At 53.7% G+C, this 23,984-nt stretch carries 17 protein-coding genes; 5 read left to right on the forward strand and 12 right to left on the reverse strand.

The window, feature by feature from the left end:
* Window positions 1–25 precede the first annotated feature (25 nt).
* A complete protein-coding gene (locus H8K03_10525; GenBank protein ID UVT22287.1) occupies window positions 26–355 on the forward strand; it encodes a P-II family nitrogen regulator in 330 nt (109 codons plus the stop codon).
* 691 nt (window positions 356–1,046) lie between these two features.
* On the opposite strand, the gene H8K03_10530 is transcribed toward H8K03_10525, so the two are convergent.
* From H8K03_10530 to H8K03_10545, 4 genes are all read right to left on the reverse strand, one after another.
* Window positions 1,047–1,622, reverse strand: a complete 576-nt coding sequence (locus H8K03_10530) for a DUF3365 domain-containing protein (protein ID UVT22288.1) — start codon at window positions 1,620–1,622, stop codon at window positions 1,047–1,049.
* A 126-nt stretch (window positions 1,623–1,748) separates the two neighbouring features.
* Window positions 1,749–3,335 (reverse strand): efflux transporter outer membrane subunit, encoded by a 1,587-nt coding sequence (locus H8K03_10535; protein UVT22448.1) that lies wholly within the window; start codon window positions 3,333–3,335, stop codon window positions 1,749–1,751.
* Window positions 3,336–3,427: 92 nt separating this feature from the next.
* Entirely contained in the window at window positions 3,428–4,630 is a 1,203-nt protein-coding gene (locus H8K03_10540) for an efflux RND transporter periplasmic adaptor subunit (GenBank protein UVT22289.1), read from the reverse strand.
* Complete coding sequence (locus H8K03_10545) at window positions 4,623–7,787, reverse strand: efflux RND transporter permease subunit (protein ID UVT22290.1); 3,165 nt, start codon at window positions 7,785–7,787, stop codon at window positions 4,623–4,625. Before H8K03_10545 ends, H8K03_10540 begins: the two co-directional genes overlap by 8 nt.
* 662 nt (window positions 7,788–8,449) lie before the next feature.
* On the opposite strand from H8K03_10545, the gene H8K03_10550 reads away from it, so the two are divergent.
* The gene (locus H8K03_10550; GenBank protein ID UVT22291.1) at window positions 8,450–9,859 is read left to right on the forward strand and encodes a sigma-54-dependent Fis family transcriptional regulator; all 1,410 of its coding nucleotides are present in this window, start codon (window positions 8,450–8,452) and stop codon (window positions 9,857–9,859) included.
* Between the two features lie 136 nt (window positions 9,860–9,995).
* Here H8K03_10550 and H8K03_10555 read toward each other — a convergent pair whose 3' ends face one another.
* The 3 genes from H8K03_10555 to H8K03_10565 all read right to left on the reverse strand — a co-directional run bounded on the left by H8K03_10555 (window position 9,996) and on the right by H8K03_10565 (window position 13,221).
* Window positions 9,996–11,312 carry an NAD(P)/FAD-dependent oxidoreductase gene (locus H8K03_10555; protein ID UVT22292.1) on the reverse strand — a complete coding sequence of 439 codons (1,317 nt, stop codon included), beginning with the start codon at window positions 11,310–11,312 and terminating at the stop codon, window positions 9,996–9,998.
* A gap of 96 nt (window positions 11,313–11,408) precedes the next feature.
* Entirely contained in the window at window positions 11,409–11,798 is a 390-nt protein-coding gene (locus H8K03_10560) for a hypothetical protein (GenBank protein ID UVT22293.1), read from the reverse strand.
* Window positions 11,799–12,582: 784 nt separating this feature from the next.
* Entirely contained in the window at window positions 12,583–13,221 is a 639-nt protein-coding gene (locus H8K03_10565; GenBank protein UVT22294.1) for a hypothetical protein, read from the reverse strand.
* A 489-nt stretch (window positions 13,222–13,710) separates the two neighbouring features.
* On the opposite strand from H8K03_10565, the gene H8K03_10570 reads away from it, so the two are divergent.
* Complete coding sequence (locus tag H8K03_10570; GenBank protein ID UVT22295.1) at window positions 13,711–14,706, forward strand: hypothetical protein; 996 nt, start codon at window positions 13,711–13,713, stop codon at window positions 14,704–14,706.
* 160 nt (window positions 14,707–14,866) lie between these two features.
* Here the strand turns inward: H8K03_10570 and H8K03_10575 are convergent, their stop codons facing one another.
* The 5 genes from H8K03_10575 to H8K03_10595 all read right to left on the reverse strand — a co-directional run bounded on the left by H8K03_10575 (window position 14,867) and on the right by H8K03_10595 (window position 22,375).
* Window positions 14,867–15,391 (reverse strand): DUF4118 domain-containing protein, encoded by a 525-nt coding sequence (locus H8K03_10575; protein UVT22296.1) that lies wholly within the window; start codon window positions 15,389–15,391, stop codon window positions 14,867–14,869.
* A 371-nt stretch (window positions 15,392–15,762) separates the two neighbouring features.
* Window positions 15,763–17,157, reverse strand: coding sequence for a sigma-54-dependent Fis family transcriptional regulator (locus H8K03_10580; protein UVT22297.1), 1,395 nt, complete (start codon window positions 17,155–17,157; stop codon window positions 15,763–15,765).
* A 3-nt stretch (window positions 17,158–17,160) separates the two neighbouring features.
* Window positions 17,161–19,089 carry a CHASE3 domain-containing protein gene (locus tag H8K03_10585; protein UVT22298.1) on the reverse strand — a complete coding sequence of 643 codons (1,929 nt, stop codon included), beginning with the start codon at window positions 19,087–19,089 and terminating at the stop codon, window positions 17,161–17,163.
* Between the two features lie 81 nt (window positions 19,090–19,170).
* Window positions 19,171–20,343 (reverse strand): sigma-54-dependent Fis family transcriptional regulator, encoded by a 1,173-nt coding sequence (locus tag H8K03_10590; GenBank protein ID UVT22299.1) that lies wholly within the window; start codon window positions 20,341–20,343, stop codon window positions 19,171–19,173.
* A 271-nt stretch (window positions 20,344–20,614) separates the two neighbouring features.
* Window positions 20,615–22,375, reverse strand: a complete 1,761-nt coding sequence (locus H8K03_10595) for a SulP family inorganic anion transporter (protein ID UVT22300.1) — start codon at window positions 22,373–22,375, stop codon at window positions 20,615–20,617.
* A 727-nt stretch (window positions 22,376–23,102) separates the two neighbouring features.
* Here H8K03_10595 and H8K03_10600 point away from each other — a divergent pair.
* Window positions 23,103–23,417, forward strand: coding sequence for a hypothetical protein (locus H8K03_10600; GenBank protein ID UVT22301.1), 315 nt, complete (start codon window positions 23,103–23,105; stop codon window positions 23,415–23,417).
* Between the two features lie 141 nt (window positions 23,418–23,558).
* On the forward strand, window positions 23,559–23,978 hold the full coding sequence (gene arfB, locus H8K03_10605; protein UVT22302.1) for an aminoacyl-tRNA hydrolase: 420 nt from the start codon (window positions 23,559–23,561) through the stop codon (window positions 23,976–23,978).
* Window positions 23,979–23,984: the final 6 nt, after the last annotated feature.

Raw genomic sequence — 23,984 nt, forward strand, 5'->3', positions numbered from 1 at the left:
AGAAGGCCGAGAAAGGAGTGATGTAATGAGCTTGACGTTGCATCCGATGAAGGAAATCCGCGTGATTGTGGGAGGAGAACACCGGCCGTTCGTGACTGAGTTGCTCGACCGCGTCAAGGCTACGGGGTATACCATCATCGGCAATGTGTCCGGAAAAGGACATCACAGCATACGCGAGGCTCACTTCATGTTCAGTGAGCAGGAGAGCCTCGAGATGATCATGACAGTCGTGCCGGAAGATAAGGTTGAGCCGATTCTCGCCGGTCTCCGACCGCTTTTCGAGCGGCATTCCGGCGTCATGTTCGTGTCAGATGTCACCGTGAGTCGCCAGGAATACTTTGGGAAGAAACGGTAAGAGTCTTTGACTTCGAGTTCCACGCTGACTCCGCCCTACCTCATTTGTGCCATACCTCGGGATTGAATAATACCTTTCATCACCTGACGAGTGCGCGCGATAACGTCAAATGAACGGAGGTCTACTTGTAATGGTCTGTAAATCGACTGAATGTTGAAGAGGATTTCAATACGTTGCGCGACAGGAGGAAACTAACGTAACGGCCTACACCTGCAGTCCACAATGCGGAGAAGCTTGCTACTTAGGGCGTCAAATCAATTCCCGACATGGAAAAGAAAACAGTTTTAAGGGAATGGGACGCCCCTGTGAACTCTTGAGTCGAGCGGAGTGGAAGGCTTTCAAGGTGTTGACCGTGTTGTCAACGTGATCGTCAGGGAGCACAGCTAAGATGACAGAATTGCTTCCAGGATAGAAAAATGATCCAACCACATTCCCTGTTTCTCCCTTCCCCGAAGCATTGGGGATCAGAGTATACGCATCGATATGACATTCGCGCAGAACTTCTTGTATATCGCTGGTCATTGACGAACGAAACACAAGCATTAGGGTAACCATATAATCTAATTCCCCTAGAAAGTGGTTATAGATCCCAGCAGCCTCGCTGTAAGTAGGGAATGTACCACTTCTTCGTTATGGCGTAAATCATTCGGGATGGCAGCCTTAAGACTCTGCGGTGGTTTTCAAGGAATACTCACTTTCCCAACGGGAATTCAATGACTAAGCCACCCATTATGTCACCTATCTGAAAGTCCTTTTTAGGACTCTTGGGATGGCCGTTGTGGCAGGCAACACAGGCATGACTGATCGCCCTGTCGGCATATACCGCATGAAAATATGTTTGATCATCGATCTTGACCGTACGAGTAACAGGTTGCTCCGGTCTCGCGGCCACGGCTTCCAGGCTGCTCTTATCCAGGGGATCGCGGGGGCCATTTTTTCGGTTAATGGGCCACAGACTGATCAAGCGGTACCGGATCCCCGTGACTTTCGTCGAGAACATCTGGCTTGTTTCATTAATGACCTGAACTGGTAGTGGTACGGTTTTCTTTTGGGTGCGCCATTCTCCGTCCGCTTTGATTCCCTCCTGCTCCTCTAGGCGTTCGACGACATGAGCCGTATAGAAGTCACGGTGGGTTTCAATGACAGCATGTATATAATCCGCAACCGTTTCTGGGGGAACGCCCGGTGCGTCTGCTGCGTCGACCCTCACCGTGAACCACGTAAGAACGATTATTGGAATGACTGTTAACGGAGCGATCCATTTCATGATTTCCTCTTCCAGCTTAGCGTGTGTGGCAAACTGGGACAAGAGTAGGCACAAGGCTTGTCCTTACTCTCTAGCCAATCCCCCATGGCATGCATGAAAACTGCGTTCAAAGCTTGCTGGCGATGATCATGGAACATGGGGTTTCGTCAGATCATTGTAGGGCTTTGCTGATTCACCAGTATTGACGTCGATTCCTCCCACCGGTTTCGGTTTGTCGAGATCGGAATATTGGAAAATACCGAAAGGCTGAATCTGATCATCGGATGGGAGTTGACCACGGTTCCATCCCCCGCCAAACGCACGAATGAGATCGACGGTAGACTTCAGCAATTCCGTCTTAATTTCCACCGAGCTGATGCGGGCTTCAAGGGTGGCGAGCTGTGCATAAATCACTTCAAGACTATTCGCCAAACCTCCCCGATAGAGTTGCATCGTGAGATTTTGTGTTTTGAAATTCGCGCCGACCGCAGCATCCTGCCTCTCACCGGCAACCGTCAGGCGGTTTGTCATAGTCAAATTGTTTGCCACTTCACGAAAGGCCTTGAGTACGGTCAAACGGTACAAATCTTCCGTCTCGCGATAGGCCGACCAGGCCTGTTGCAATTGTGCACGGCGGTAACCACTCTGAAATAGCGGCACCGAGAACGTCGCGCCATAGGACCAGAAACTGTTGGCGAGCTTGATCAGATCCAGGCCTTTTTCTTCAAATCCCCCATCGAGGCGGAACGAAACATTGGGGAAAAAGGCGGCCCGGGCAATCCCAATGACTCGGTTTGCCTCGGCCATCCGTCGCTCCATCATGGCGACGTCGGGTCGACGCTCGAGTAAAGTGGACGGAATAGTTCCAGGAATCGCGAACTTCGCCATCCGGAGCTCATCTATCGGCTCAATCGAGAAACTGTCCGGCGTCAAATTGAGCAACACAGCGATCGCCTGTTCAGCCACCTGACGCTGGCCTTCAATCCTCGCCAATCTCGTCTCTGTGCCGTAGAGCAGCGATTCGACACGGGCGACGTCGAGTGCTGAGGCGATCTTACCGGCGAACTGAGTTTTGACAACATTGAGCGTATCTCGATAGAGATCAATCGATTGCTTATAGATCGCCGTTTGGGCGTCGAAACCACGCACGGTGAAATAATTCGCCGCGACCTCGGCTTGCAGACTCAACCTCGCAAGCCCATACTCGGCCGCACGTTCTTCGGCACGGAAGATCTCTGCCTGTGCAGCATTGCGGAGCGCCGACCAAAAGTCAGGCTCCCAGGATGCAATGCCGCCTGGATCCACGGTGCTTGACTGTAGCGGACTGTTTTCGGGGCGAAAGATCCGATCGAAGGATTGTCTCCTGTGAGAAGCGCCCATCTCAAGACCGATACGAGGGAAATACTGCGATCGGGCCGCCATCATGATATCGCGGGCTTGGACAAACCGTTCGGCCGCAGCTTGCAGATCCGGATTCGCCGCCATCGCCTGTTCGATGAGTTTTTCCAGCACCGGATCGTTATACAGTTTCCACCAATCCGGACGGAGTGCTCCATCGGCCGGTTTTGCCTCCACAAAGGGACTCGAACCATGCCACGAGTCAGGAACGACATATTGCGGCGGCTCATATTTTGGCGCCAGATTAACCGCCGGGAACCAACTACAAGCCGACAGAGTCAGGATCACCAGCAAGCAGCTACTTCGCCATAACCAGGTCGGCCGGGTATGTGTCATTGTCTGTCCGTTTACAAACCGGTAGCAATCGGGGTTGCCCGTCATAATCATCATGTCCGTTATCTTTATGTTAGAAAAAGAAATTTGGATGGTTATTTCTTCAAGGCAGCCGTCTCCGGCGTTTTCTCTTTTGGATTCATTATGTCGTATCCGGCTGCTGGTGTGACGACCCGCACCTTGTCTCCTTCGAGCAACGCGGCACTTGGATTATTTATGATTCGGTCGCCGTCGGAAATACCTGACGTAAGTTCAATGACGTTGTCGAGGATTTTGGTGACCTCAATCGATTTGAAGTGAACCCGATCGTCTTCTGTCACAACGGCCACTTGCGTACCGTGTTCCTGGAATACCAATGCACTTGTGGGAATCGTCGTCACACCCGATTCCACTGGAGCGGTCAGACGAACCGTGGCGTAAGAACCTGGCCAGAGCGCGCGGTCCTTGTTGTCTATGGTAAAAACGGTGACCGCCGTGCGTGTGTTCACATCGAATCCCTTCGCCACTGTCAGAAAGTTGAAGGTGAAATGACGGTTGGGAATTTGCGGTACAGTGACATCCGCCGACATTCCGGGATTGAGGAAGGGTCCGAAACGCGATGGCACGTTCACAAAGAGTCGTAATTTATCCACCTCAGCAACGGTAAACAAGTTGTTTTTTGCATTGGTGGTGTTGATGCTGCCTTCTTTGGACACCAAATCACCGACATTGATGTTCCGCTGAATCACGACTCCATCGAAGGGGGCCGTAATTTTTTTAAACCCGATGAAGGCCTCAATGTTCTTGACCTTTTGTTCTGCTGCCGCGACCTTCGCCGCCTCGGCCTGCGCCTCGGCGAGTTGCACTGAGATGGCTTGCTCGGAGAGCGCTTGATGTTCCCGCATGGCCACGTAGCGCTTGGCGGTCAGTTGAGCCAGCTCATTCCTGGCACGTTCAGATTGCAGATCCGCCATCGCCTGCCTGTAATCCGCATCTAGGTCCGGCGTGTTGAGTTCGGCGAGGACGTCGCCTTTCTTCACAGTGTCACCGTAGTCCTTGTACCACGCTTTCACATAGCCTTCGACACGCGCATAAATGGGTGCCTCGTACCACCCCTCAACTGTGCCGGGCAGCGTGATAGTGTCGGTCGGCTCCGACCGCTTCGCAGATGTGAGGGCCACAGGGGTTATGGCGCTTTGCAAAGTGTCCGCCTGCAATGCGGCGGCCTCATGCTGGTTCTCGCTGAAGCGGTAAACGAGAGTCGCGATTCCCACAAGGACGATGAGGATCAGAAAGGCTTTCCCACCCAAGTTACTCATATTGAACACGCTCCTTTTGAGGAACAGCTCGACGGTTGTAGATGATGGCATAGACGCAGGGTACAAAGAACAGCGTGAAGAGGGTCGCCACTGTCAATCCTCCCATGACGGCTCGACCAAGCGGCGCGTTTTGGGAATTAGCCGTCGCCATCGGGAGCATACCGATAATCATCGCGGCAGCGGTCATGAGTACCGGACGAATGCGGGCTTTCCCGGCCTCAACCGCAGCCCGTATCGCATCACCGTGGACAGCGATCCGCTCTCGGGCATAGGCGACGAGCAAAATCGAATTGGCGGTGGCCGTGCCCATCGTCATGATGGCCCCAGTCATCGCCGGTACGGAAATATACGTTTTGGTCACGAAGAGGGCCCACGCGATGCCTGCAAACGCGCCCACCAACGCTGTAATGATGATGAAGGGATCGAGCCACGATTGGAAATTGACGACGATGAGTAGATAGACCAGCAGGATGGCGATAATGAGACCGCCACCTAGTTCGACAAAGGCGTCGTGCATGACTTCGGATTGGCCATGGATTTCGACTTCCGCCCCGCGAGGCAGGTCATCTTTCATGATCTCCGCTATATGGCGAACTTCCGCCAGCACCCCGCCGAGATCCCGTCCCTCCGCGGACACCAAGACGTCGATCATCGGAAGGAGATTCCGGTGCGTCACCACACCCGGTGTTCCAATCAAGGAAAGGTTGGTCATATTGCCGAGCAATTGCACACCGGTGGCCCCACCTTCCTCACGGCCACGATCTTCTGGAGCGACCGGGATCGTCTGGAGATCTTTAATGCTCGTCAGCTGTGGCTGAGGGGTATAAACATTGAGGCGGTAAGACTGTTGGGTCGAGCGGTCGAGCCAATATTTCTGATCGATCTGCTGGCTGCCGGCGGTTGCCAGAAGCATGTTGAAGCCGAAATCCCTCTGGTTCAGATTCAAGCCGAGGGCGAATCTCCTATCACCTTCGACTAAGATGGTCGGTTGGAACATTGTTTGATAGATATACACGTCAGCGGCGCCTGGGATCTGGCGGAACTTGCCAGCCAATTTTTGCGCATACGAATAATTGGCATAGAGGTCCGGCCCATTGATTTGCAGGTCGATGGGCGCGAGCGAGCCGAAATTCAGAATCTTATCGGTCAGATCAGCCGGCTGAAACGTGAATTCGGTTCCTGGATAGCGCTCTGTCAAACGTTGACGGAGAATCTGCCGATACTCCCACACCGGTGATCGTAGATCCTTGAGCGTGATGGTGAGGTCGCAATCCTGAGTGCCGATCGTCGGCGTAGGAATGAACGCGAGGTTGTGCGCTCCGACCGGGAGACCGCAATTACTCACCACCGCGTCGACGTTACCGTGCAGTAATTCCCTGACGTCATCTGAGACGCGGGCAGCCACACGACCTGCGGCCTCGATCCGCAGACCTAGCGGCGCCCGCATGTGCATCTGCAGCAAGCCACCTTTGATCTGGGGGAAAAACTCTTGCCCCTCGAAATAAAACAGACCGAGCGATGCCACTGCGAACACCATCGAGATCGCGACGAACCCCACGCGATGGGCGATCACCTGTTCAAGTTGCGCGGTGTAACCATCACGGAATCGTTCGAAGGCATTCTGGAACCCATGTTGGAAGCGGGCAAAGATACCACCCTCCGGCCCAGTCGCGTGATGAACCTTCAAAATGTACTTCGCCATTGTGGGCACGAGGGTATAGGTCAAGATAAAGGAGGCCAACATAGCGAAGACGACGGCCTCCGCCATCGCCGGGAACACCCACCCGGCAATGCCGCTCAAATGGAACAGTGGGACCCACACGATCGTGATGGCAAGGGTGGCAACGAACGTAGGGAGAATGATCTGATTAGCGGCATCGATGATCGCCTCTTCTAAGGGCTTGCCCATGGCGAGGTGGGTGTCGATATTCTCGATCATGACCGCGGCGTTGTCGACGAGAATGCCGACAGCCAACGCTAATCCGCCTAGAGTCATAATATTGATCGACTGTTCGAGCATATGGAGACCGATGAGAGAACAGAGGATGGAGAGTGGGATCGAGGTGAGAACGATGACTGTCGGACGCCAAGAGCCGAGCATCACCAGCACGATGAATCCGACTAGCGCGGCGGCAATGACCATTTCGTGCACTACATCGGCGATGGCATCCCTGACGAATTCTGAGGAATCGCTGATCAGACTCACCTTCACATCAGGAGGCACAACCTCCGAGATGCGTGGGATCATTCTCTTGATTCCATCCACGATATCAATGGTCGAAGCCTCACTGCTCTTCATGACGACGACGATGACGGCCTGTTTGCCGTCGACCAGCACGGAGTTCGTTTGTACTCGGCCAGCCAGGCGGACCGTGGCCACGTCGCGCAGGTGAATGAATGAGTTACCTTCTCGCTTGATCGGGATGTCGTCGAACTCTTCAATCTTCAATGGGGATGCATTCGTCAGAACAAGCCAGTCGGTTTCCTTAATCTTCATGTCCCCGCCGGGTAGCACGAGATTCTGCTTCTCAATAGCTTGGTGCACATCCTCCGTGGTGAGGTTACGGGCCAGCAGTTTATCCTGATCGACATTGATCATGACCTGCATGTCTTGCCCCCCGTAAGGGTGCGGCAGGATGGCACCGGGTATGGTGACAAGCATGGGTCGAATTCGCATGACGCAGAGATTGTAAAGCTCCGCCGGCGTTTGAACATCGGATTCAACTTGCAATACGGCTACGGGCACTTGGGAAGGAAACAGCCGCATAACCATGGGCGCAGCAACATCAGGCGGTAGGGCTTTGACGGAGGTCTGCGAGATCCCCACAATATCGGCCTCGCTCCCAGCCAGATCAACTCCGTCCTGAAGAAATATATTTATGATGGAGTGACCGAAGTACGACGTGCTCACGATGGTCTTGATGCCTTCGACCGTCTGAGTCAACATTTGCTCGAACACACGCGTGACTCGTCCCTCTGTCTCTTGCGGCATCAAGCCATCGTAGAGCCAGACCACCGAGCTAACAGGCATCTGGATATTTGGGAAGACATCGGTCGGTGCCTCGATGATCGTCAACGCCCCAAATACGAGAATGAGAATAGCCAACACTACGAAAGTATAAGGTTTTTTTAAGGCAACCTGGACGAGCTTATTCATGCAAAAAAACTCCTACTGCCTCTGTAACAAATGGTCCTAAAGCAGCTATGACTGGAGGTGGACAGTGTTCTGAAAGAAATCTTAGGTCACGGCTCATGGGACAATGCTTAGCAAGGTGTTTGCCTGGCATGCCCGAGCCCGAAATTGTGACAATTCGTTACAAATAAACGCGGTCGACTGAATGAAGGAGAGGGTTATGATTCCCTCCATTGTAAGTTGTGCGTATTACAAAGGTGCGATATGTGCGATTACGCTCTTTTATGGAGATCGGATGAATGGGAATATCGATGACACGCGAGGATTCGTCAGGATCATGATTTGCAGGGTTTGTCTGTGAGGCATTGTTCCAACGTGCTGGATGCTCAGGTTGGAGGCTAGAGGTTTTCTGCTGATGTAACAGGATTACTCCCTAAACATACGTCGTTCTTTTATCGTTCACTGGTGCTCCCTGCCTTGCAGGGAACACCTCAGGGAGTCTCGAACCTTTGAGCAGTTTTAACGAGGGAACACGAGCAAGAACTAGCGGGACTGGGGTGAATGAAATGTCTCCTCACTGGGTAGTAACAGACAACGACGGTAGGGTTCCTCTTGAAGAGTAACTCCGGGATAGGGCATCGAGTTCACGATCGATTTGCCTGTCTGGAAAGAATGGAAATCCGCTGATGTCAATAAGTGGCCTGCCTTCAATCCTCGTCGTAGAAAACGACCAACCGAATCGAGAGATGTTGGTGAAAGCGTTGAGTCATGCCGGATTTGAGGTGGCTATCGCTTGTGACGGCGCCGAAGCCATGAAGAGGGCCAACGCAGTCACATACGACGCCGTATTGAGCGACATCCGCGTGACACCATTGTCCGGGTTGGACCTTTTGGATTCACTTCACAAGACCATGCCGGAGTTGCCAATCGTGTTCTTGACGGCATCCAGTTCCGTCGACATGGCAATCCAAGCCATGAAGCACGGAGCATTCGATTACATCGCCAAGCCCGTGAATCTCGAGGAACTCGTGCTCACGATGAAGCGAGCTATTGAGCACCGGCGTCTGATAGAAAATAATCGCACGCTTGAGCGTGCATTCAGCGAACGACTGCGGGCTGCCTCTCTGATCGGACAAAGTAAAAAGATGGTCGAGGTCTTCAAACTCGTCAGAAAAGCCTCTCGAAGTAGCACAGCCGTCTTGATCCAGGGCGAGAGCGGTACCGGCAAGGAATTAATTGCTCGGGCAATCCACGATAACAGCGCTCGCGCAGCCCACCGGTTTGCCGCCATTAATTGTAGTGCCATTCCGGATTTCCTGCTTGAAAGCGAACTCTTCGGGCATATGAAGGATTCGTTCACCGGAGCCCACACCATGCGCCGTGGGTTACTTGAGGAGGCGAACGGTGGCACGTTCTTTTTCGACGAAGTCGGCGATCTCTCTCCGACCGGACAGGCTAAACTTCTTCGCCTGCTCCAGGAAGGGGAAATCCAAAGAATTGGAAGCAATGAGTCCGCACGAGTCGATATACGCATTATTGCCGCCTCCCGCCAGAATCTCGCTGAACTGGTTGCGGCCAACCGGTTTCGCGAAGATCTGCTCGGCCGACTGAACGTGGTCACGATTCTCTTGCCGCCGCTTCGGGAACGCCCCGAGGACGTTCCCCTACTAGCCGAATTCTTTCTTGCGCGGTTCGGCGAACAGAAGGAAGTTCCCATCACGTCTTTTTCATCTGCCGCGATGCGGGCACTGACTGACTATTCCTGGCCGGGGAACGTGCGTGAATTAGAACAGGTCGTTGAACAGGCCGTGGCTCTCGCCTCGCCTGCGATCCTCTCGATTGACGACCTTCCACCTGAAGTTATTCAGAAGGGCGGAGGTGGTTCGGATTATATAGACATGTTTCCCGGCACACTCAAGGCGTTGCAGCGTGAACAGGTTATCAAAATGTTGGAATCAACACATGGGCATAAGGAGCGTACAGCGCGGTTACTCGGCATCAGTAGGCGCACGCTCTATCGACTCCTCGATCGATACGGTCTCGGTAAAAACGGACATTCCTCCGAAACCGACACGTCAGGCGCTACCAATTCCTAACATAGCCTTTGTAAGGAGAACTCTTGTTGTGACTGGGGTTCACCCTCTTATGGAATACGAGCGCGCGCTCGGGCTGATGGCTATTGCGTTTCATCAAGCATGTTGCGGCGACCACACGAAATGGGGCGCGCAGAATTCAGGCCGGTTTTTCGAATTCATCGGGTGCGGGGGGGGGCGTCCGGGGGCGGGTGGTGCGAAAGTGGACGAGGTCCTTCGAGAACAGCACATCTAAGGTCCAGTCCAAGGCCACGAGGAGTTTCTTCTCCAAGCGCGGGAGTTTCAGCAAATAAATGGTGCGCCAGAGCCACCAGGCGAAGAAGCCGGAGAAGTTCACCCCGAGAATGTTGGCGACCCCGGTCCGTTTCCCGATGGGCGCCAGCAGCCCGAGCGTCGCGTAGCGGAAGGGTTTCATCGGGGCACCGCGCACGGTGGCGAGGATATTCCGCGCCGCCACCCGCCCTTCCCGCAACGCATGTTGCGCGGTGGGCGGATGGAAGGCGCCCGTCTGGCCATCCGGCACGAGCGCACAGTCCCCCAACGCCCACACGCCCGGCCACCCCGCCACTTCGAGATACTCATTGACGAGGACCCGGCCCTTCGTTTTCGGGCACGGCAGGGTGGCCAAGAGGGCATGCGGGGTAATGCCGGCGGTCCAGACCAGCGTATTGGTCGTCACGGTGGTCCCATCGCTGAGCATGACGTCGCGATCCGTCACGGCGGTGACTTTACAGTTCGCATGGATTTCCACCTGCTGCTCCCCAAGCTTGCGCTGAGCGTACGTGCCGAGCTTCTCCCCGAGTTCCGGTAAGATCACCGGCCCCGCACTGACCAGGATGAGCCGCAGCATGTCGCCCCGAAGATGTGGAAAGAACCGCACCGCCTCCCGCAAAAAGTCATTCATGGCCGCAATGGTTTCGACCCCCGCAAACCCGCCGCCGGCCACGACGAAGTTCAGCAGCGGCGCCCGGAAGCCCCCCCCACACTCAAAGTCCGCTTCCTCCAGATTGGCAATGAGATGGTTGCGGAGCACAATCGCGTCACTCAGGGACTTCATCGTGAACGCCCGGCTGGCCACCCCGGGAATGTTGAAGAAATTCGTGGTGGAGCCGAGGGCCAGCACGAGGTGGTCATAGGGCAGCGAGTGGCAATGCTGCTCGTGCCCATGCGACAGGCCGACGCGTTTCTGCACGAGATCGATGGCCTCGATCTCGCCATGAAAGAACGTCACCCGACGCAGCAGCTTGCGGATCGGGCTGACGATATTGGTGATGTCCAGGTCGCTCGCGGCGACCTCGTGCAGCATCGGGGTGAAGAGGAAAAAGTTATCGTGGTTGACGAGCGTGACGTCGACGGCCGCGCCGCGCGCCAGCGCCTGTTCGAAGGCCAACGCCGCATACATGCCCCCGAACCCCCCGCCCAAAATCACCACGCGTGCCTTACCTGGAGCCATCATGCTTCAACAAACGCTCGTATTGTGGGGGTGGGCAGGAGCCGTTCTATCTGTTGTCTGATATACCCACATGGGTGTTCCATCCGCCAAGGAAGTGAATCATCTCCACACTGAATATCCTTGCTTGATCATATCATGGGGAATTTCATGTTCTGCCACTTGAGCTTGTGCGCCTGCATATTCGGCCGCCTCCTGCGGTCGGTGAGCGAATAATCGCATCTGCTTTACGAACTCATCCGTCGCTGGCCCGGGTTTTCTCTTCAACACCAACTCCGCCTCACGCTCTCTCCGCATTGCCATGGTATGGAGTTCCTGCGCTTCCTCGCGCCAGTAAAACATTCGATCCGATGCACGCATCTGTGGAATGGTCGATCGTACGACCGGCGCTGTAGGGGTATCTGTTGAAGGTACCACGCCGTTCGTCGTACAGGAAGTGAGCACCCCGAATACGACACACATGGTGATGAGACAAGTTCTGGCCGGTTTCATATGGCCTCCATAGCAAACAGGAGGGCCTCATGGTTGTTTGTTGTGGGCTTCTAAATGATTGATTATGATGTTTGGAGTCGCGGTTCGCGGGTCAATTGAATGGCGTTCCTCATGAGCTCTAACAACTCAGCGAAATCATAAGGCTTTCGAATGCTGCCATACGTTCCTCCTTGTTCGATCGCATCTGAGTAAAGGCCTTGAGCACGACGATGCAACGGAACGCTCGGGGTCCAGCGCTCTTTTCTTCTTTTCCTAGTTAAGATGCCGTTTAGGCCGAACCTCTTTGTGTTGCCTCTTCCCCTGCTCTTGTAGGATGAACTTGTAGAGCAGAATATCTGCAACGAGCTCGCGTACCCACTTGTCCTCCAGAATTTTCCGTTTCCGCCGCGCCATGGCAGCCTGCCTCTTGGAAGGCCTCGAGTCTGGCATTGGTCTTTACCACCCCGTATAGAACTTGAGAATGCGCCGTTGCCAATACCAAGAAAGCAGTGTCGTATTGGAGTAGCTCGAAAGGAAGGTTGAGCTGTTCAGACCGAGATGTTCTTGCTGCGGTTTCAGCTGCAGCGCTTCGAACGACTCACCATATGTCTGGTAGTGAGGGGATCCCTTCGGATAACCATGCCAAGTTTCTTCATCCGAGATAAACACGTATCCCATCACTTCCATACTGGATCGCTATCTGAAAAATAGTTTTGATTTTCGCACCGCCTCGTAAAACCCCCGTCTCGGATGGTTTCTTCCGATTCATTGCTCTACTGTGCCGGTTCTGCGGAGATACCGATCTTCAGGGTGGTGACGTGAGCTGAGTGCCCTGAGTTTGGAACGTGAGAACGAGAGGACTTTGCATCGACGTCCCTAACTGGGTCACCATCGGCGGCCATTCCCGATCCCCCATGATGGTCCGCATGTCCTTTTCAGCCTGATCCTGCTGGTCGAGCACTCGTCGCGTCAGTGATCCCGAGAAGAACCCCGTTTGCATCGTCAAGTCCCAGGTCCCAATATAGGTATATTCCTGAGGCCGAACGCTGAACGAGGTCGAAAGGGGCGTTTGCCAGATACCTAGCGCATTATCGAAACTGACCGCTGTCAGCTGATAAGAGCCCGCCGGCAGGTCCAGTACGAAGGGACCGTCGACTGGAACCTGATTAACGACCAGCTTGTCGCCGCTCTTTTCGTCCGTGAGACTCCACTTCATATCGAAGGGGAACTGTCCCACTGCTTGGGTCTTTCCATTCCACTGAAGATGCACCCGACCCACCACATAGCCGTGATTAGGCCCCTCTACTGAAGTCGCAGCACCTGGCTTCAGCGGGGTGACCATAGTGGCGCAGCCCATCGTAAGGATCGGGCCGAGGAGCAGGAACGTGACGGATTTCCTTAACCAGCCGGGAGAGGATCGAACATACGCCCATAGGTCTTTCATAGCGGTCATGACCTCCGTGCATCTTGTCTCGACAAGGTGGAGTAATTGGGTAACGAGCAAGATGCGCACCTAAGCCGGCGTGAATTTCACGATATGTAAGTGCTGGTTTTCATGGATCTACTTGATGACGGGGTTAGGGCGATGTTTAAGGGTCGGATTGATCCTCATAGTCGCACTGTGCAAGTAGTGCGGTAACGCTCTATTTTATATTCATATGTCAATCTACTTGAAAATTAAGGTGATATTTTGTCATAGTAGGCTCCGTTTTGAATCTTGCTTCAAGATGGGAATGGAATGATCGTGAACGGTAAGGATAGGACCGAACCTCGATTCCAACCAGACTACCAGAATCAAGTATCCATTCTCATCCAAGCCGATCATGCCCGACCCGCATTCACTGCCATCCGCGCTAATGCCCCGCCTTCATAGGTTATCAATACAACGTAACCGGAGATTGACTCTTCGTGGGTGAGACAGAAAGGAAGCGGTATGTTGCAGAAGGTTTTGTTTTTGATTGGAATTTCAATCCTGGCGATGATACCTCCGGCTCAAGCCGAATGGTCTGTCACAGCTGATGGAAACCTCTACTACACTGATGATGTCGCCCTTTTTTCGGCCACTCGCCGATCAAACATCGATGGCGATCCTTCTCAACCGGTCTTGGACGTGTCGCGCACGGGGTTTGGCTCGGACATGGTGTTCGAACCCGGTTTCCTTATATCTAATGCGATCACGACAGGACTGGGTCGGACGGCCTTCTCGATCAAACCCCAGGGATTTATTTATGCGGTCAATCCCGAATGGAGTCAGGCAAGCGTCGCAGCCGAAGCCTTGCACTCTTTTACGCCCAATACAGCACTGCGGCTCCGCTACTATACTGCTCCCGATCAACTTCTTGGAAATACTGAGGTGAGCCACCATGAACCGGAAGTCCTTGCAAACGAGAGGGTAACTTCGCATATCGGATACATTCGACTCGAACAACGCCTGTCTGACAATTGGGAACTCCGATTTCAGGGACGGGTGGGGAAGCGCCTCTACAACGACCCCTTCGCTCGACGCAATACGACGTTATGGACCATCGGTCCTCACCTGTTTTGGCGGGCGACTGAACATCTGAAACTATTCGCCGCCTATCACTACGAACGTGGTATGGCCGGCGGCCGGCTCGAGCACGAACCCGAAGAAGATCTGTCGTATGTTCAGCACTTCGTTGCGCTTGGGCTGGATGCCGAATTGATGCCACATTTGGAATTGGAACTGGACTTTCACTACGAACGTAATAATTGGACGAGCGGGATCCTGGGGGATGAACGAAACGGCGGGCATGAGAACATCTTCCAAGGGAACGGGAGACTCTTATACAAACTGACGGATAACACCGCGGTGACATTATCTGTTCAGAGAGCAAATCGTCGCCAGAATTTCCACCAGACACACGATTTCAACACTAACGTTGGAGTGGGGGTCATCCATCGCTTTTAGTATGGCAGTACCATTTCTGCACTCTGAACTTGGCTCACCTCAGACTCATAGCCCGGCGGGTTTTGAGTCTCTTTAGTCGCAGACGCATGTGGACGTACGCCACGCTCCTCGCCGAGAGCGATGGTCACGTGACGCTAGGAATCTATGGGACAGATTCGAGCTAGACCCTGTGCTCGTGGTGTGAAGCTGGTCTACTTTCCGTTGATTCGACATGCTTTGGTTCTTCTTCAGTCTGTCTACGGCGATCTATCTCCATTCGTAGCTCTTGTGTCATTTCCTCCGTTTTTTTCCACGCCCACCGCCAAGTTTGTGCAAACCCGACCATCGCGAAACTGACGGTCAAGTAAACGGCAACACCGGCTTGATCTTCCAGGTCTCCAAGGTCAAGTGTGTACCGCGGGTGAATGAAAACCCAATTGGCAAGCAACCCACCTAATGCAAAAGCCACCAAAGAAGGGCCTATCCCGCCATACCAAGTGGTAACCGCTATGGCGATGAGGAACGCAGCATAGGCAAGTCTATCGTCGCCAAGGTAAGAATCAAGGGACCAACGCAGGAGGAAGGCGAGGAGTGTGGTCCCGAAAGCTAGACCATACTCTTTACTCAATTGTGAACCGGTTGGGATCCATCCCCTGTCTTCCCGACGCGGCGGGTGTTCTGAATGTATACCTATCATGTCCGCCATAGCCTCGGGGAACAATGCCGTCCGAGGAGTGTGTCCTATTCCTTCGTTCTCCGCTTTGTCTTCGATATGGGAAGGCACCACGCCCTTTAGTTAATCCCGTCGATTAACCGGAGAAGTAGGACACTATAAGGAACACACACCGAATCATACGACAACGGCACGGCCAATGGAAGCAGACGAATTGAGTCCTCGAAAACCTTACCGAGCGAGCGTCTATTGCGCCATCGGTCTTCCGTATGCTCCGGTCGGTAACTTGGGACGTCATGGAGACGCGTCATGGCGGCTGGTCAGGGGAGAGCGGAGGCACTTCATGGCTCGGTCAGGTTTTCAGCGCAGGATGTCCATTCTAGTTCGGTGAAGTCGGGGACGCTTTACCTTGGTGAGTCCGTAAGCTTTTTCAAACGCCGGTCCAAGGAGAATCGGGTGAGGCCAAGCTGCTTAGCCGCCAAACTCTTGTTGTAGTCCGCCAGCCGTAGGACTTCTTCGATGATGGATTCTTCGATTCGCTCCAGAGTGTGCTTTCCGACTTGCATTTCAATGCGAATCAGACGTTCAGAGCCTTGGGAAACCGACATGGTGGTTTGCCCGACATGTTCATGGAGTTCCCGCGGTAGATAATTCGCTGTCAAGGTTTGGCTCGAACAGAAAATCATCGCTCGTTCGAGCGTGTTTTCCAGCTCCCGAATATTCCCCGGATATTGATATCGCTCGAGCATTTCGCGAGTTTCTGCGTCCAATTCGGGGACTGGTTTCCCGAATTCCTGCGCAAAACGCACGATCGTCTTCCGGCAAAGAGGAAGAATATCCTCGAATCTCTTGCGAAGGGGAGGAATCTCAAATGCTACGACATTGAGACGAAAATAAAGATCTTCTCGAAAGGCTCCTCGTTCCACCTCCTTCTTGATTTCTCGATTCGTCGCCGTGATGAGACGAAAATCCACCCCGAGATCGTCGGTTCCCCCGAGCCGCCTGAATGAGCGCTCCTGAATCACTCGCAGTAACTTGGCCTGTGTCGAAAGATCGAGATCTCCGATCTCATCAAGAAACAGTGTGCCGCCTTCCGCCTTTTCGAGCAGACCGAGCTTGCGTTGATTGGCGCCGGTAAAGGCTCCGCGCTCATACCCGAATAGTTCGCTCTCAAAGAGATCCTTGGGAATCGCGGTGCAGTTGACCCCCACGAATGGCCCAGACGCCCTTGGGCCATTGTGATGGATAACCCGTGCGAGGAACTCTTTCCCTGTCCCTGTTTCTCCCAGCAGCATCACCGTAGGTTTTGGATTCTCCGCCACTTCCCGTACTTGTTCGAGCAATTGTTTCATCACGCGGCTGTGAGCTTCGACGTTGCTCAAATGGTACTGGTTGGTCTGTCCACTTACTTCCGATTCCAGACGGCGGCGGAGCTTGAGGACCTCGATCGCACGGGAAACAACGGCTTCGACTCCTTCAAGATCGACCGTTTTGACCAGGAAATCGTACGCCCCCAATTTCATGGCTTCCACCGCATCGTGTACCGTCCCATACGCAGTCAGCATAATGACGATGGCGGAGGGAGCCAGTTGACGCACGTGTTTGAGCGCATCAAGGCCGCTGATGCCGGGCATCTTCAGATCGAGCAGCACAAGTTCGGGGAGCTTGTGCTCAAGCTCTTGCAACAACACCTCACCGGATTCATACCCGGTGGCGAAATGTCCCAGTCTGATCAGCCTCCTGACAATGGCGGTTCGAATAACTTGTTCGTCGTCGACCACAAAAACAACTGTGTGCATGGATCAAAGCCTTTCCAGTGCGGTTTCTTGTTCCAATGGCAACCAGATGCCGACAATGGTGCCCTTTCCAACTTCGCTCGTCACATAGATGTCCCCCTCATGGCTTTCGACGATATTCTGACAAATAGCCAAGCCCAATCCGGTCCCATGCTTTTTCCCGGACGTCACGAACGGTTGAAACACATTCGGGAGCAGTTCCGGAGAAATGCCGACACCATCGTCTTTGACTTGAATCACCAAACCGGGCCGCTCCTCTCTGAACAATTCATGTCCCGTGATCTCGATGGGAGCGCCACCCTTCGGGGAGGCATCAATGGCGTTGTCTACAATATTCAGCAGCACTTGTCTCAGAAGGTCTCGATCGGCGGTGAATTCGCTGATCATGGGTGAAATACTGATCTTGATCGTGAGGTGCTTATCCTCCAACCGGGACTTCAACAATTTGGACACCTCACCAACGAGCCGGTTGAGATCGATTCGTGTGGGAGCAAGTCGTCGTGGCCGCGCATAGTCCACGATCTGATTCACGATTCGATCCAACCGCCGAGTCTCCGATAGGATCACCTCGATCTCTTTACGCTTTGGATCATCGGATTCGAAGTCATCCAGCAATACCTTTGCCGTCGAACCGATGCCCACCAGCGGATTTCTGAGCTCATGAGCGATGCCGGCCGCAACTTGCCCCAACGTCGCCAACTTTTCCGCCCGCCTTAATCGTAATTGCAGATTGTCCAGGGTGGTAATGTCGATATTAAAGCCCACATAGACCACATCGGGACTCTCTAAATCCATGATCGGCACACGTTGACTGAGGACCGTCCGGATACTGCCGTCATCATGGAGTAACCGGAAAATCAGTTCGCAGGGCCGGCCTGCAGCAACGGCTTCTGAAAATGTTGTGAGCACACGGTCACGATCTTCAGGATGCACCCGTTGGCGGAATGTTTCGGGATCAAGATTCGATTCGGGATCCAGTCCCGCCAACTGCTGATTGTACCGATTGCTGAACGTGACCCTTACTCCTTTCGTCATAAAGATACCGAGTGGCGCGTGATCCACGAGTCCTCGATATTTCGCCTCGGAAGCCGACAAGTGCGCATTCAACCTCTTGAGGGTCGCTTCGGACTGCTGGACCTCTTCGAGATCTTTGCGGATCTGCAAGCTCATTTTCTTCATCACGGTGGTCAGCACACCGATTTCATCCTTGCGGTCAAGGACCGGAATGGAGGGAATCGCCTGACCGGCCGTCGAACCTACGACCTTGGACAAGGCTGTAACCGGAGTGGCAATGGAACGCGCAATGAGTGCCAACGCGAAGATGACGAGGCAGAGGGTCACCAACCCACCTCCAAGAATAAGAAAGCGTGTCCACGCTCGATCATAGCTCAATCGCGATAGCTCCAGTTGCTGCATGCGATCTTGCTCTCGATCAAACCATGCCATCCATTTCCGAACCTCAACCATGATCTCCCGACTTCGTCCGTCTCGGACATACTTGATGGCATCGGACCGATTTCCCAGCTGGATGGCTTGGAGCAGTGCTTCTTTTTCAAAAAATGACTTCTCCACCAGAGCGCGAATGTCTTCGAATTGTTCATGTTGCTGGGGGTGTTGGGTTTCTAGTTGCCGGTCCATTTCCAGGACGTTTTTTCGCCCCTCCTGAAACCGTGCCAGGTATCGATTGTTCTCAGAGATGACATAGCCCAGAAATGCCGTTTCCAAATCAGCGACCGACCGCATGTATTGGGCCGCCGTCTTTTGAAGAAGATAGAGACGTGTCAGGCGTTCTTCATCCTGTATAAAATTCTGGACATCCAGATAGGTCATCACGCTGAAGATCATGAGAGAGATGAAGGGAATGGTTGGAATGAGAAGGAGCTTGGGTAGGATCGGGAGATCATCCAAGAACTTCTGAGGGAAACGCTCCTGCATAAACACTCCGATGGAATCCGGGAATTGTTACCCACCCTACATACCGACACACCCGGGTCAACTGATCAAGGCCGCAAGAACTCAATGTGCTCCGGGGAGGTCACTGCTGGTCAAGGTCTTGCCCACGCACAACATGATGGCCCGTTCGATGATGTTCTGTAGTTCGCGCACATTGCCCGGGAATGAGTAATGTTGAAGCGTGGCGACGGCTTTGGGATCGATATCGGTCACCTCTTTCCCAAACTCCAACCCATACTTCATCATGAACAGCTTGGCGAGGGGTATGATATCCTCGGTACGGTTCCGGATCGGCGGCACGACGAACTGCATCGCGTTCAGACGAAAGAAGAGATCCTCCCGAAAACGTCCTCCCGCCACTTCCTCCTTAAGATCCCGGTAGGAGGACGCGATCACGCGGAAGTCTCCGGAAATATCGTCAATTCCACCCAGACGGCGAAACATTCGATCCTGCACGATTCCCACCAGTTTTCCCTGCATCACGAGATCAAGATCGCCGATCTCATCGAGAAACAGCGTGCCGGTTTCCGCTTGATCCAGCAGGCCGAGCTTTCTCCTTTCGGCCCCGGCGAAGGCGCCCCTCTCATACCCAAACAGGTCGCGCTCGAACCGCATGGGCGACAGGGTGGTGCAACTGATCTTCACGAATGGCCCCTTGGCGCGCGCGCTATTGTGGTGGATGACACGGGCTAAGAATTCCTTCCCTGTTCCGGTTTCCCCCGTCAGGAGTATGGGCACATGTGGACTCTGGGCCACTTCTCGCACCTGAACCAGCAAGGCTCTCATCGCCAGGCTATGCGCGATCAGGTTGCTCAATCGATATTGATCGGCTTCGTGCTCGTTGTTGTAGGACACGCGCCGCTTCAGCAGAATATGTTCAAGGGCCCGGTTGACGACCGGTTCCAAGCTTTCAAGATCGACCGTTTTGATGAGGAAATCGAATGCCCCGAGCTTCATGGCTTCCACCGCATCCTCTACTGTTCCGTATGCGGTCAGCAGGATGACGAGGGCATCGCAGCCTTTGGGGCGAAGCGCCTGCAGAACTTCAATTCCGGACATGCCGGGCATTTTTAGATCAAGCAGAATTAAGTCCGGTACGTCCTCTTCTACTGCAGCAAGCAGTTGTTCACCGGATTGAAACGACCGAACCCGGTGCTGCATACGAGAAAGCAGTTTATCCAGGGCGTTACGAAACGCAGCCTGATCGTCCACTACGAAAATGCTCGCTTGCATCATGCGAGATTCCCCTAGTGGCATGCTACTGTATGCGCGGGCACGCTGCAAGACGTTTGACGATGCCCACTTGTCTCGATCGAGGATTAATCATACGGATGTGGGCATGCACTTTCACCGACCTGTGAAATTCCAACCATACAGCCTTGGCTGAGACATCGATACGACTGTACCCCCAATTCGACCACTTAATTGATCGCCGGCGTATCCCAACGTCTCACGCGTGGCTCCCTGCCTGATCATGCGCTTGCCACATCTTTTCATTTGCCGATCTTCACCCATAGGCCATAGCGTCATCGGATTGACTCACCCGGTATGCCAACCGATGGTCGGAATGTGAAAGGAAATGCTGCGTTCCAAGGATTACGCATTTATGGCCTGCCTTCTCATGTTGGTCCCGGAACTGATACAAATACTCCATCGCCGTATGATCCACCACATGCCCAGCCAAGATGATCATGAAGTTGTCCCTGTGATTAGGAAGAGCCTTGAGCTTCGCGTCGAGTTTCATCAGATTCATGCAGCTGAGCGATGAGAGGTAGATCTTGTAGGGATGTTTCATATTTTGCGCCGCAACGCTCATAATGGTTGTATGTCCGCCTCGGGTGCGCCCGTCTCCAATTCTGATAATGGGATCTCCGAACAGCTCTTTGAATGCAGCCCAGACACGCGCGGAGAAGGAATCGATGGTGCTGGCATTGGATTGCCGTTCAATCGTCAGCGCCCTGACCACGTCGAAACAAAGGACGAGAATCTTTGCCACTGTTCCAGCGATCACTCCCAACAAGATGTCTGACGTGTAGAGCGTGACCACGACACAGACGGTCGCGATCAGGAGTTGCTCTGCGCCGATCGAAAAGACCATGATGAAAATTCTCGGTGCACACAGCCTCCACCCGATGAAGATGAGTAACGCGGCCAGGACGGTGAGTGGGATTCTGTTAATCAGGCTGGTCCCAGACCATACAAAGAAGGCCATGAACAGGGCGTAGTAGAAATTCGCCCATAGGGTACGCCCTCCTGCGATCAGGTTTGCCGTGCTCTTGATTCCCCCTGGAATAATCGTCAATCCACCGGCTAAACCAGAAAGGATGTTCGACACGCCCATGGCGCGAAGCGTGGCATTGGGGTCCGATTTTCTGCGGAAAGGGTCGATCTTATCGATTGCGGCGATAGTGGCCAGAGTCTCGGTTCCGTCGATCAAAGTCAGGGTGATAACCGTAGTCAGTAACGTAAGCCATAGCTCCGATCGTTGCCATACTTCCGAGAAATTCGGGAAATGGATGCCTTGTGCAAGAACATCTTGCGGGACATGAACCAAATAGGTTTCGGGGAAGTTCAGCACCCAACCCGCTACGCCTCCTAAAGCAACGACCAAGAGTGACGCAGGAACACTCCGCGCCCATTTTTGACTCTTGACTAGGTTGCTGTCGAGGCCGAATAGGAGGGCCAAGGCGATGCCTCCGACGGCAAAAACCTGGGGGTTCATCTCCATGATCTGCGCGGGTAGATGCAGGATAGCTTCAGGAATTGATTTCGTCGAAGTAGTCAAGTGGCCTAGGAGCGAGGGAATCTGCTTGATGATAATCAGCATCCCGATGGCGGCCAACATACCCTGGAGCACCGAAATGGGGAAATACATGGCAAAACGGCCGGCGTTATAGCTGCTCAGCACTATCTGTACGGCTCCGGTTAGACAGATGGCCACAAGCACTAGGGGGTACCCTACTTCGAGATCTCCCTGACCAAGAGCCAGCATACCGGCTAGGAGGGCCGGTGCAAGACCTGCCGCCGGCCCGCTAATGGTGATATAGGCACCACCGAGAAAGGGAAAGACCAATCCTGCAATAATGGCGGAGATCACTCCTGTAATCGGAGCTGCCCCTGACGCCAGTGCAATTCCCAGGGATAGCGGGAGCCCGACCAGTGCAACTTGCAACCCTGCTACGAGGTCGTACCGCCAATGCTTTAGCCCAGATATTCCGTTTTGTGGCTTTTCGTCCTGGGTGACAGCCAAGTGTTCGAGAGACGACACCGCACCCTCACTGAGCTTTTCAGGTAGGCCTGCCCTTCGCCGATCACTGAATAAAATTCGCTTCCAGCTACCATAACAACAGCATGGCGCTTATGGACCATAAAGCACATCCGGTGCCTGTGTCGTGGATTGACGCAGTTCCCATGGGCGAGGCGCACAGAGCGAAGAAATTCAATAATAACCATTAGTTGCAGTATTTTATGTGCGAAAATGCTGAACACATAGTTATTGTTCCCACATTGAAGTGAGCGAATTAGAGATGATGGTATAGTGCGATTTCGCTCTCAAGAATGAAGCTCCTATTTTCATGCTATTGAAGCCTTGGAGGGCTGCTCGCGCGAGGATTCTATTGGAATTCTAGGTACTGACCTGAATCTGAGAAACGATGGAGAATTGTTGTGGTTTTTGAGAGATCGCACACTGACTAACCGATTCCTCAGACCATCGGCCAAGGAAATCCGCGATCCTGCTCTCTTCATTCTCCCGTGACGACATGAGCGGTATGCCACATTCCTCGCTCTGTTGACACGAGAAGAATGCACGCACTGCCGATACCTCCCCATCCGAACATATCCGTTTCGTCAAACCGATTGCTCCACGTTGGCTTCAAGCCTCGGCTCGACGCAACTTTTTCCCGAACGTGCTGTTTGGAGTCTACTTTCGAGAACATAGCGACCAACGGGCCGGACGTGACGGAATACTCCGGTCTCCTCTCACAATGCAGGTAATGTGGCAGCCTCCTCCCTTTGAGGTATTGTGGAACAGCCGGCAATCTGGCGATATGTACCTCGCACAACACAACCGTGCCGCCGCCACTATGCCCCAGATTCTCAATTGCAGCGAGTATGCCAATGACGACGAGGTCCAGTACCTCACGACCCTGTTGCTCTATCATCTGGTCGAACGATGCGGAGGACAGTTGCAATTCAGCGTCCAGGACGTCCAACAGATGCGCGAACGCCTCTCCAGCAAGATGGTCCAGATTCACCTGGGCAATGAAGTAAGTCTCCGCATCATTGACCGCCTGCCGGAGTTGCAGTGACCCACGCCTGTGCAGTTTTGGATTTGAATCTCCACGACTTCCCCCGTATCTGGACAATTGACCGAATTGCCTAGTATTCGTTTGACCATTTGATACGTGTTTGCATAGACTGGCAGAGCGAAATGGAGTTCTTTTGCCGCCATGAGTGCAGGACTGTATATCTCGCCCTTCGTCTCCATCTCCGATTCCGACATCCAACTCCACGCCATGCGGTCACAGGGCGCCGGTGGACAGAACGTCAACAAAGTCGCAACCGCCATTCATTTGCAGTTCGACATCAGAAGGTCGTCACTGCCGCAGCTGTATAAGGACGAGCTGCTGAAGTTGCGGGATCACCGCATTTCAGCGGACGGCGTGATCACGATTAAGGCCCAGCAATACCGCACTCAGGAACGCAACCGCGAGGATGCCTTAAGTCGTTTGGTTGCGCTGATCCAAGGCGTTGCAACGCCGCGCAGAAAGCGAAAAGCGACTACCCCGACGAAGAGTGCTCACGAGCGACGGATTGAGCAGAAGAAGCGGCAGGGCCGATTGAAAGTGCTACGAAGAGAGCTCGAATGACGGCGA

The sequence above is a fragment of the Nitrospira sp. genome, from assembly GCA_024760545.1.
In the GTDB taxonomy this organism is placed as follows: domain Bacteria; phylum Nitrospirota; class Nitrospiria; order Nitrospirales; family Nitrospiraceae; genus Nitrospira_D.

Bases quoted from the DNA above. Each gene is read 5' to 3' on its own strand.
- H8K03_10525 (UVT22287.1), top strand. From the start codon at position 26: ATGAGCTTGACGTTGCATCCGATGAAGGAAATCCGCGTGATTGTGGGA.
- H8K03_10530 (UVT22288.1), bottom strand. From the start codon at position 1,622: ATGAAATGGATCGCTCCGTTAACAGTCATTCCAATAATCGTTCTTACG.
- H8K03_10535 (UVT22448.1), bottom strand. From the start codon at position 3,335: ATGACACATACCCGGCCGACCTGGTTATGGCGAAGTAGCTGCTTGCTG.
- H8K03_10540 (UVT22289.1), bottom strand. From the start codon at position 4,630: ATGAGTAACTTGGGTGGGAAAGCCTTTCTGATCCTCATCGTCCTTGTG.
- H8K03_10545 (UVT22290.1), bottom strand. From the start codon at position 7,787: ATGAATAAGCTCGTCCAGGTTGCCTTAAAAAAACCTTATACTTTCGTA.
- H8K03_10550 (UVT22291.1), top strand. From the start codon at position 8,450: ATGTCAATAAGTGGCCTGCCTTCAATCCTCGTCGTAGAAAACGACCAA.
- H8K03_10555 (UVT22292.1), bottom strand. From the start codon at position 11,312: ATGATGGCTCCAGGTAAGGCACGCGTGGTGATTTTGGGCGGGGGGTTC.
- H8K03_10560 (UVT22293.1), bottom strand. From the start codon at position 11,798: ATGAAACCGGCCAGAACTTGTCTCATCACCATGTGTGTCGTATTCGGG.
- H8K03_10565 (UVT22294.1), bottom strand. From the start codon at position 13,221: ATGAAAGACCTATGGGCGTATGTTCGATCCTCTCCCGGCTGGTTAAGG.
- H8K03_10570 (UVT22295.1), top strand. From the start codon at position 13,711: ATGTTGCAGAAGGTTTTGTTTTTGATTGGAATTTCAATCCTGGCGATG.
- H8K03_10575 (UVT22296.1), bottom strand. From the start codon at position 15,391: ATGGCGGACATGATAGGTATACATTCAGAACACCCGCCGCGTCGGGAA.
- H8K03_10580 (UVT22297.1), bottom strand. From the start codon at position 17,157: ATGCACACAGTTGTTTTTGTGGTCGACGACGAACAAGTTATTCGAACC.
- H8K03_10585 (UVT22298.1), bottom strand. From the start codon at position 19,089: ATGCAGGAGCGTTTCCCTCAGAAGTTCTTGGATGATCTCCCGATCCTA.
- H8K03_10590 (UVT22299.1), bottom strand. From the start codon at position 20,343: ATGATGCAAGCGAGCATTTTCGTAGTGGACGATCAGGCTGCGTTTCGT.
- H8K03_10600 (UVT22301.1), top strand. From the start codon at position 23,103: ATGTGGCAGCCTCCTCCCTTTGAGGTATTGTGGAACAGCCGGCAATCT.
- arfB (UVT22302.1), top strand. From the start codon at position 23,559: ATGAGTGCAGGACTGTATATCTCGCCCTTCGTCTCCATCTCCGATTCC.